Source organism: Candidatus Omnitrophota bacterium (assembly GCA_028715965.1).
GTDB lineage: Bacteria > Omnitrophota > Gorgyraeia > Tantalellales > Tantalellaceae > JAQUQS01.
On sequence record JAQUQS010000037.1, the window covers coordinates 1 to 9,076 of the forward strand.

Consider the following 9,076-nt stretch of genomic DNA (forward strand, 5'->3'; position numbering starts at 1 on the left):
ACCCACTTGCCGCGATAGACCAGCAGGTCATAACGACGTCGAGTTTCGACGACAGGGGCAACGCGCTCGAACAGGACATACTAAGGTACTATTACGAAGATGCCTCGTTCATGTTCGGCGAGGCGCAACATATAACCAATGCTGGCCACGACATTCATGACAGGGCGGCCAGCTCGGCCATAACCAGCTACAGTGACGCCGGCCTGACGGCGGTAACCGGCAGACAGGAGATCGATTACCTGAGCTATGACAGGTACGGTAACGCCCTCAGCCAGCGGATCAGAAAATACACGGTCGATGAAGCTACCGGAGAAGCAACGGTATACGCTGGGTACAGCGAGATAACGAACGTGTACGGGGACCCGGTGGCCCAGAGACGCGGTAACGCCACTGAAACGACCGCTATTACATATAATTCAGGGGACGTAAAGACCGGCAGGACGGTCACGATATCGAGCAATTTTACGAGCACCGGACACGCCCAGAACCAGACTATAACCGCCTACGTAATGGATGGCGCGGCGGAAAAACTCACAAAGGTGACCGATATAGTTAACGAGAACATCAATAACAGGGGCGACGCGGGCACTCAGAGGATAACGGTAAGCCAGACCGACGCTGATGGGCTGAATCCCGAGGTCATAAGTTACCAGGTCCTTACCAATCGCGATCATGACGCGCAGCATAATGTCATAAACCAGGAGATATTCACATATACGGAAGAAGGCGGGACATTACTGGACGTACAGGAGATCAGGAACTCAAGCTACCATTCGAGTGGGGTAGCGATACAGCAACGAATAGCGACATATTCCAATATAGGTAAGACCGAGCTTCTGGACGTAAAAACAATAGTTAACGAGAATATCGACGCGGACGGGAACGTGGGTACGACCACCATAACCAAATACGCATCGAGGCTCGGGACGGACGTTATGGCGGGAGCGATAAACCCGGATCCACTTGCCGCGATAGACAAACAGGTCATAACGACGTCGAGTTTCGACGACAGGGGTAACGCGCTAGAGCAGAACATACTGAAATATTACTATGAAAGCGGATCTTTTGTCTTCGGCGAAGCCCAGCATGTAAGAAATTCCGGACACGATATACATGATCGAACGGCAAATTCGACTATAACGACATATAGCGATGAATCCATGGCGACCGTTACGAGCAGGCAAGACATAGAATACCTGAGCTATGACAGGTATGGTAACGCTCTAAGCCAGCGTATCATGAAATACACGGTCGATGAAGCGACCGGAGAAGCGACGGTATACTCAGGGTACAGCGAAATAACGAACGTGTACGGTGACCCGGCGGCTCAAAGAAGAGGAAACGCGACATTAACGACAGTTGTTACATATAGCTCAAGTGACATAAAGACCGGCAGGACGGTCACGGAGTCAAGTAACTTTACGAGCGCCGGACATGCCCAAAATCAGACTATAACCGCCTATGTGATGGACGGAGCGGTGGAGAAGCTCACGAAGGTGACCGATATTGTTAACGAGAACATAAACAACCGCGGTGACGTGGGCACACAGAGGATAACGGTGAGCCAGACGGACGCTGATGGGCTGGATCCCGAGGTCATCAGTTACCAGGTGCTCACGAACAGGAGCTACGACGCGCAGCATAATGTCATAAACCAGGAGATATTCACATATACGGAAGAAAGCGGAACACTCCTGGACGTACAGGAGATCAGGAACTCCAGCTACCATTCAAGCGGGGTAGCAATGCAACAGACGATCGCAACATATTCCAATACAGCTAAGACCGAGCTTCTGGACGTAAAGACGATAGTTAACGAGAATATCGATGCCGACGGCAACGTTGGCACTACCACAATTACCAAATATTCGGCCAGGCTCGGAACGGACGTTATGGCCGGGGCGATAAACCTGGACCCACTTGCCGCGATAGACAAACAGGTCATAACGACGTCGAGTTTCGACTCCAGGGGCAACGCGCTCGAACAGGACATATTGAAATATTACTATGAAAGCGGATCTTTCGTATTCGGCGAAGCCCAGCATATAGTGAACGCCGGCCATGACATCCATGATCGAACGGCAAATTCGACCATAACGACATACAGTGATGAATCTATGGCGACCGTTACGAGCAGGCAAGACATAGAATACCTGAGCTATGACAGGTACGGTAACGCTCTAAGCCAGCGTATCATGAAATACACGGTCGATGAAGCTACCGGAGAAGCGACGGTATACGCGGGTAAGAGCGAGATAACGAACGTGTATGGAGACCCGGCGGCACAAAGAAGGGGGAATGCGACAGAAACGATCACAATCGCATATAACTCAAGCGACATAAAGACCGGTAGGACGGTCACGGTATCGAGCAATTTCACGAGCGCCGGACACGCCCAGAACCAGACTATAACCGCCTATGTGATGGACGGAGCGGTGGAAAAGCTCGCCAAGGTGACCGATATAGTTAACGAGAACATAAATAACCGCGGCGACGCGGAAACGCAGAAGATAACTCTTCGCCAAACGGACGCCGACGGACTGAATCCGGAGGTAGTAAGTTATCAGGTGCTCACGAACAGGAACTATGATGCTCAGCACAACATATTGAATCAGGAAATATTTACATACACGGAAGAAGCCGGGACGCTCCTGGACGTACAGGAAATACGCAATTCGGGCTATCATTCAAGCGGCGCTGTAATGCAACAGGTGATAGCGACATATTCCAACGCGGACAAGACGGCATTACTGGATGTAAAAACGATAACGAACGATAATATTGATGTAAATGGTAACGCGGGCCAGACTACCATAACCAAGTATTCGGCGAGGCTTGGTACGGACCTTATGACCGGAGCAATAAACCCGGACCCGGAGACCGCGATAGACAAGCAGGTCATAACGACGTCGAGTTTTGACGACAGGGGTAACTCACTCGAGCAAGACATACTGAAATATTACTACGACGACGGGGCATTCAAGTTCAGCGAGGCTCAGCATATCGTAAGCGCAGGCCATGATATCCACGACAGAGCGGCAAACTCAGCAATAACGAGTTACCGTGATGAAACTATGTCAACCGCCACAAGCCGGCAAAACATAGAATACCTGAGCTATGACAGGTATGGTAACGCACTCAGCCAGAAAGTAAGCAAATACACGGTAGATGAAGCGACCGGCGAGCCAACCGTATATGCCGGATACAATGAGATAACCAATGTATATGGCAATGGGGTCGCACAGAGGCGAGGGAACGCCACCCAGACGACCAGTATCACATATAACTCAAGTGACATAAAGACCGGCAGGGCGGTCACGGAGTCAAGTAACTTCACAACTGCGGGACACGCCAAGAACCAGACAATTACCACCTATGTCATGGACGGAGCGGTAGAAAAGCTCACCAAGATAACAACGATAGTCAACGAGAACATAAATAACCGCGGTGACGCGGAAACGCAGAAAATAACCATAAAACAAACAGATGAGGACGGCCTGAACATCGAGGCTATAAGCTACCAGGTGCTTACGAATAGGAGCTATGACGCACAACATAACATACTTAACCAGGAGATATTCACATATACGGCGGAAGGCGGGACATTACTGGACGTACAGGAAATACGCAACTCCGGGTATCATTCTAGCGGAGCGGTACTAGCTCAGGTGATAGCTACATATTCCGACAAGAACAAGACCGACCTGTTGGATCTAAAAACGATCGTTAATGATGATATCGATGTCAATGGTAACGTGGGAAAAACTACGATAACCAAGTATTCCTCCAGGCTTGGAACGGACGTTATGGCCGGGGTGATAAACCCGGACCCGGCTACCGCGATAGACAAGCAGGTCATAACGACATCAAGTTTCGACGACAGGGGTAACTCGCTTGAGCAGGACATATTGAAATATTACTACGACGACGGGGCATTCAAGTTCAGCGAGGCCCAGCATATAGCGAGCACGGGGCATGATATACATGATAGGGCCACAAACTCGGTCATAACCAGTTTCAATGAAGAAGCCATGACCTCGGTAACGGGCAGGCAGGATATAGCGTATCTGAGCTATGACAGGTATGGTAACGCGCTTAGCCAGAAAGTAAGTAAATACACCGTAGACGAGGCAACCGGAGAGGCAACAGTATATGCCGGGTACAATGAGATAACGAACGTATATGGCGACGTAGTGGCCCAGAAACGCGGGAACACCACCCAGACTACCACGGTCACCTATAATTCCTCGGACGTGAAGACCGGAAGGACGGTCACCGTATCGAGCAATTTTACGAGCGCTGGATATGCTCAGGAGCAGACTATAACCAGTCATATTATGGATGGAGCGACGGAAAAGCTCACCAAGATAACGATGATAATCAATGAGAACATAAATAACAGGGGAGACGCGGAAACGCAGAAGATAACGGTAAGCCAGACCGACTCGAGCGGACTTAACGCCGAGGTCGTAAGCTACCAGGTGCTTACCAATAGGAGCTACGACGCGCAGCATAACATACTGAACCAGGAGATATTCACATACACGGAAGAAGCCGGGACGCTTCTTGACGTACAGGAGATCAGGAATTCGGGCTATCATTCGAGCGGGGTAGCTATGCAGCAGACGATAGCGACGTATTCCGACGCTAACAAGACCCATCTTCTGGACGTAAAGACGATCGTTAATGAAAATATCGACGCCGATGGTAACGTGGGAACGTCGACCATAACCAAGTATTCCGCCAGGATCGGGTCGGACATAATGATCGGGACGATAAACCCGGACCCACTGGCCGCGATAGACAAACAGGTCATAACGACGTCAAGTTCCGACGACCGGGGCAACGCGCTCGAGCAGGACATACTGAAATATTACTATGATAATGGAACTTTCAAGTTCAGCGAAGCCCAGCACATAGTAAACGCGGGGCACGACATTCATGACAGGGCGGCAACCTCGATCATAACCAGCTATGATGATGAAACCATGACCTCGGTAACGGGCAGTCAGCAGATAGAGTTCCTGAGCTATGACAGGTACGGTAATGCGCTCAGTCAGAAAGTGAGTAAATACGCGGTAGATGAAGCAACCGGCGAAGCCACGATATACACCGGGTACAGCGAGATAACGAACGTGTATGGCGACGCCATAGCAGAGAGGCGCGGAAATGCCACCCAGACGACCACGGTGACCTATAATTCCTCGGACGTGAAGACCGGAAGGACGGTCACCGTATCGAGCAACTTCACGGCTATCGGATACGCCAAGGACCAGACGATAACAAGTTACGCCATGGACGGGGCGGTAGAAAAGCTCACCAAGATAACGACAATAGTCAATGAGGACATCAATAACAGGGGTGACGCGGGCACGCAGAAGATAACGGTCAGCCAGACGGACGCTGATGGGCTTAATCCCGAGGTCGTAAGCTACCAGGTGCTCACCAATAGGAGCTACGACGCGCAGCACAACATACTGAACCAGGTCATATTCACTTATACGGCAGAAGGCGGAACATTACTGGACGTACAGGAAATACGGAACTCGAGCTATCATTCGAGCGGGGTAGCCTGCGGGCAGACGATAGCAACATATTCCGATACTGGCAGGACCCAGCTTCTGGACGTAAAGACGATCGTTAACGGGGATATCGACGCGGACGGTAACGTGGGTACAAGCACGATAACCAAGTATTCGGCGAGGCTGGGTACCGACCAGATGGCCGGAGAGGTCAATCCGGACCCGGCTACCGCGATAGACAAACAGGTCATAACGACGTCGAGTTTCGACGAACGGGGCAACTCGCTCGAGCAGGACATACTGAAGTATTACTATGACGACGGCACATTCAAGTTCAGCGAAGCCCAGCATATAGTGAACGCGGGGCACGACATACATGACAGGGGCGCGAGTTCGGTTGTTACGTCATATAGTGACGAGGCCATGACCACAGTAACGGGTAGTCAGCATATAGAATACCTGAGCTATGACAGGTACGGTAACGCGCTCAGTCAGAAAGTAAGTAAATACGCGGTAGACGAGGCGACCGGCGAAGCCACGATATACACCGGGTACAGCGAGATAACGAACGTGTATGGCGACGCCATAGCAGAGAGGCGCGGAAATGCCACCCAGACGACCACGGTAACCTATAATTCCTCGGACGTTAAGACCGGCAGGACGGTCACCGTATCGAGCAACTTCATAAGCGCCGGATACGCCAAGAACCAGACCATAACGAGCTACGTCATGGACGGCGCGACGGAGAGGCTCACCAAGATAACGACGATACTCAATGAGAACATAAATAACAGGGGTGACGCGGGCACGCAGAAGATAACGGTCAGCCAGACCGACTCGAACGGGCTTAACCCCGAGGTCGTAAGCTATCAGGTGCTGACCAATAGAAGCTACGACGCGCAGCATAACATACTGAACCAGGTCATATTCACTTATACGGCGGAAGGCGGAACGCTACTGGACGTACAGGAGATCCGAAACTCGAGCTATCATTCGAGCGGGGTAGCCACACAGCAGACGATAGCAACGTATTCCGATACCGGCAGGACCCAGCTTCTGGACGTAAAGACGATCGTTAACGGGGATATCGACGCGGACGGTAACGTGGGAACGTCCACTATAACCAAGTATTCGGCGAGGCTGGGTACCGACCAGATGGCCGGAGAAATCAATCCGGACCCGGCTACCGCGATAGACAAACAGGTCATAACGACGTCGAGTTTCGACGACCGGGGCAACGCGCTCGAGCAGGACATACTGAAATATTACTACGACGACGGGGCATTCAAGTTCAGCGAGGCCCAGCATATAGCGAGCACGGGGCATGACATCCATGACCGTGCGGCGACCTCGGTCATAACCAGCTACAGCGACGTTGCCATGACGACCCAGACGGGTAAACAGGATATTACATTCTCGAGCTACGACAGATACGGTAATGTGCTTACACAAGTGGTCAGGAAATACGCGGTAGATGAAGCGACCGGCGAGGCCACATTATACGCCGGCAAGAACGAGATAACGAACGTGTATGGTGACCCCATAGCAGAGAGGCGCGGGAACGCCACCCAGACGACCACGGTAACCTATAATTCCTCGGACGTGAAGACCGGAAGGACGGTCACCGTATCGAGCAACTTCACTGCTATCGGATACGCCAAGGACCAGACGATAACAAGTTACGCCATGGACGGGGCGGTAGAAAAGCTCACCAAGATAACGACGATAGTCAATGAGGACATCAATAACAGGGGTGACGCGGGCACGCAGAAGATAACGGTCAGCCAGACGGACGCTGATGGGCTTAATCCCGAGGTCGTAAGCTACCAGGTGCTCACCAATAGGAGCTACGACGCGCAGCACAACATACTGAACCAGGTCATATTCACTTATACGGCAGAAGGCGGAACATTACTGGACGTACAGGAAATACGGAACTCGAGCTATCATTCGAGCGGGGTAGCCTGCGGGCAGACGATAGCAACATATTCCGATACTGGCAGGACCCAGCTTCTGGACGTAAAGACGATCGTTAACGGCGACATCAACACCGACGGTAACGTGGGTACAAGCACGATAACAAAGTATTCGGCGAGACTGGGAACGGACCAGGTGACCGGGGCGATAAACCCGGACCCGGCTACCGCAATAGACAAACAGGTCATAACGACGTCAAGTTTCGACGACAGGGGCAACGCGCTCGAGCAGGACATACTGAAGTATTACTATGACGACGGCACATTCAAGTTCAGCGAAGCCCAGCATATAGTGAACGCGGGGCACGACATACGCGACAGAGCCGCGAGTTCGATTGTTACGTCATATAGTGATGAGGCCATGACGTCGGTAACCGGCAGTCAGGTGATAGAGTACCTGAGCTACGACAGGTATGGTAACGCTCTCAGTCAGAAAGTAAGTAAATACGCGGTAGACGAGGCAACCGGCAAGGCCACAGTATACACCGGTTACAGCGAGATAACGAACGTGTATGGCGACCCCATAGCCGAGAGACGCGGAAATGCCACCCAGACGACCACGGTAACTTATAATTCCTCGGACGTTAAGACCGGAAGGACGGTCACCGTATCGAGCAACTTCACGGCTATCGGATACGCCCAGGACCAGACTATAACAAGCTACGTCATGGACGGCGCGACTGAGAGGCTCACCAAGATAACGACGATAGTCAATGAGAACATAAATAACCGTGGCGATGCGGGCACCCAGAGGATAACGGTCAGCCAGACCGACTCGAACGGGCTTAACCCCGAGGTCGTAAGCTACCAGGTGCTCACCAATAGGAGCTACGACGCGCAGCATAACATACGGAACCAGGAGATATTCACTTATACGGCGGAAGGCGGAACGCTACTGGACGTACAGGAGATCCGGAACTCGAGCTATCATTCGAGCGGGGTAGCCACGCAGCAACGAATCGCGACGTATTCCGACGCGGGGAAAACCAGCCTACTGGATGTAAAGGTGGTAGTTAACGGCGACATCAACACCGACGGTAACGTGGGTACAAGCACGATAACCAAGTATTCGGCGAGGCTAGGTACCGACCAGATGGCCGGAGAGATCAATCCGGACCCGGCTACCGCGATAGATAAACAGGTCATAACGACGTCGAGTTTCGACGAGCAGGGCAACGCGCTCGAGCAGGACATACTGAAATATTACTATGATAATGGAACTTTCAAGTTCAGCGAAGCCCAGCATATAGTTAACGCGGGACACGACATACATGACAGGGTCGCGAGTTCGGTTGTTACGTCATATAGCGACGAAGCTATGACATCGGTAACCGGCAGTCAGGTGATAGAGTACCTGAGCTACGACAGGTATGGTAACGCTCTCAGGCAGAAAATAAGTAAATACGCGGTGGACGAAGGGACCGGCAAGGCCACAGTATACACCGGTTACAGCGAGATAACAAACGTGTATGGTGACGCCATAGCAGAGAGGCGCGGGAACGCCACCCAGACGACCACGGTAACCTATAATTCCTCGGACGTTAAGACCGGAAGGACGGTCACCGTGTCGAGTAACTT

General features: G+C 51.8%; 1 protein-coding gene. It reads left to right on the forward strand.

What is annotated here, in order from left to right:
• Positions 1-9,076: hypothetical protein (locus tag PHH49_08355; GenBank protein ID MDD5488949.1), on the forward strand; the 9,076-nt coding region annotated here is incomplete at both ends.